Raw genomic sequence first — 1,683 nt, forward strand, 5'->3', positions numbered from 1 at the left:
ATGCGATTAACTGGCCTTCAACGACTGGCGTGCCATTGGCTGGGCTAACGGTGACCGTCAAGTCATCCTTAGCTTTCGGATTGTTATCCGCGTCATCTGGGATACCGTCGTTGTCGTCGTCGGTGTCATCCTTATCCGGCGTACCATCATCATCGGTATCACGGTCAATGGTCACGGTAACTGTTTCTTTAACTGGCGCATCATCTGCTGGGTTGGTGACAGTGACTGGAATTTCAACCGTCGCTGTTTCCGCAGTGCCTACGAAGACGATATCGGTTGGGGTTCCAACAAGCTGTCCTTGATCGTCGACACGAAGACCATTGGTCTCTGTGCTTGCAATCACGGAGTTGGACTTGCTTGGTGTGACTACCTTGACTGGAACCACTTCTTGCTTGTCAGTTACACGAGCGGTATCTACTGTCTCAACCGTCAGTGCGTCCTTAGCTTTCGGATTGTTATCCGTGTCATCTGGAATACCATCGTTGTCATCATCTTGGTCATCCTTGTCCGGAGTACCATCACTATCGGTGTCGCGGTCAATGGTAACTGTCACAGTTGTTTTAACTGGTGCATCGTCTGCTGGGTTGGTGACAGTGACTGGAATCTCAACGGTCGCTATTTCCGCATCGCCCACGAAGACGATATCGGTTGGGGTTCCAACAAGCTGTCCTTGATCGTCGACACGAAGGCCATTGGTCTCTGTGCTTGCAATCACAGAGTTAGCCTTGCTTGGTGTGACCACCTTGACTGGAACCACTTCTTGCTTGTCCGTCACACGAGCGGTATCTACGGTTTCAACCGTCAGTGCGTCCTTAGCTTTCGGATTGTTATCCGCGTCATCTGGGATACCATCGTTGTCGTCATCGTTATCCGTCACATCTGGCTGACCATCTTTGTCAGTGTCACGTTGAACAGTGACTGGAACAAGAATGTCTTTGGTTTCTTGACCAGCTGGTGTGTCAACCACAACCTTAACGGGAACGTTGATGGCACGTTCGTTTTCGTCTGGTGTCCAATCTGTAATGACTGGGGTCCCGGTTAGGTTACCAGTGCCATCTACAGTCACACCATTCGTTTCGGTACCAGTGATGACTGCGTTTGGTTTGTTTACAACAACTGCTGGACGCGGTGCGATTAACTGGCCTTCAACGACTGGCGTGCCATTAGCTGGGCTAACGGTGACCGTCAAGTCATCTTTGCCTTTCGGATTGTTATCCGCATCGTCTGGGATGCCGTCGTTGTCATCGTCTTGGTCATCCTTGTCTGGCGTTCCATCACTATCGGTGTCGCGGTCAATGGTAACTGTCACAGTTGTTTCAACCGGTGCATCATCTGCTGGGTTGGTGACGGTGACTGGGATTTCAACGGTCGCTGTTTCCGCAGTGCCGACGAAGACGATATCGGTTGGGGTTCCGACAAGCTGTCCTTGATCGTCGACACGAAGGCCATTGGTTTCTGTGCTTGCAATCACGGAGTTGGACTTGCTTGGTGTGACTACCTTGACTGGAACCACTTCTTGCTTGTCCATCACACGAGCGGTATCTACGGTTTCAACCGTCAGTGCGTCCTTAGCTTTCGGATTGTTGTCCGTGTCATCTGGGATGCCATCGTTGTCATCATCGTTATCCGTCACGTCTGGCTGACCATCCTTGTCAGTGTCACGTTGGACGGTGACTGGAACGA

General features: G+C 51.3%; 1 protein-coding gene. It reads right to left on the bottom strand.

From position 1 onward, the window contains the following. A partial coding sequence (locus ACMZ6Z_RS09330; RefSeq protein ID WP_416132254.1) for a thrombospondin type 3 repeat-containing protein occupies nucleotides 1–1,683 on the bottom strand: 1,683 nt, incomplete at both ends.

It is taken from the genome of Streptococcus pluranimalium, assembly GCF_047785705.1.
Taxonomy (GTDB): Bacteria; Bacillota; Bacilli; order Lactobacillales; family Streptococcaceae; genus Streptococcus; species Streptococcus pluranimalium_A.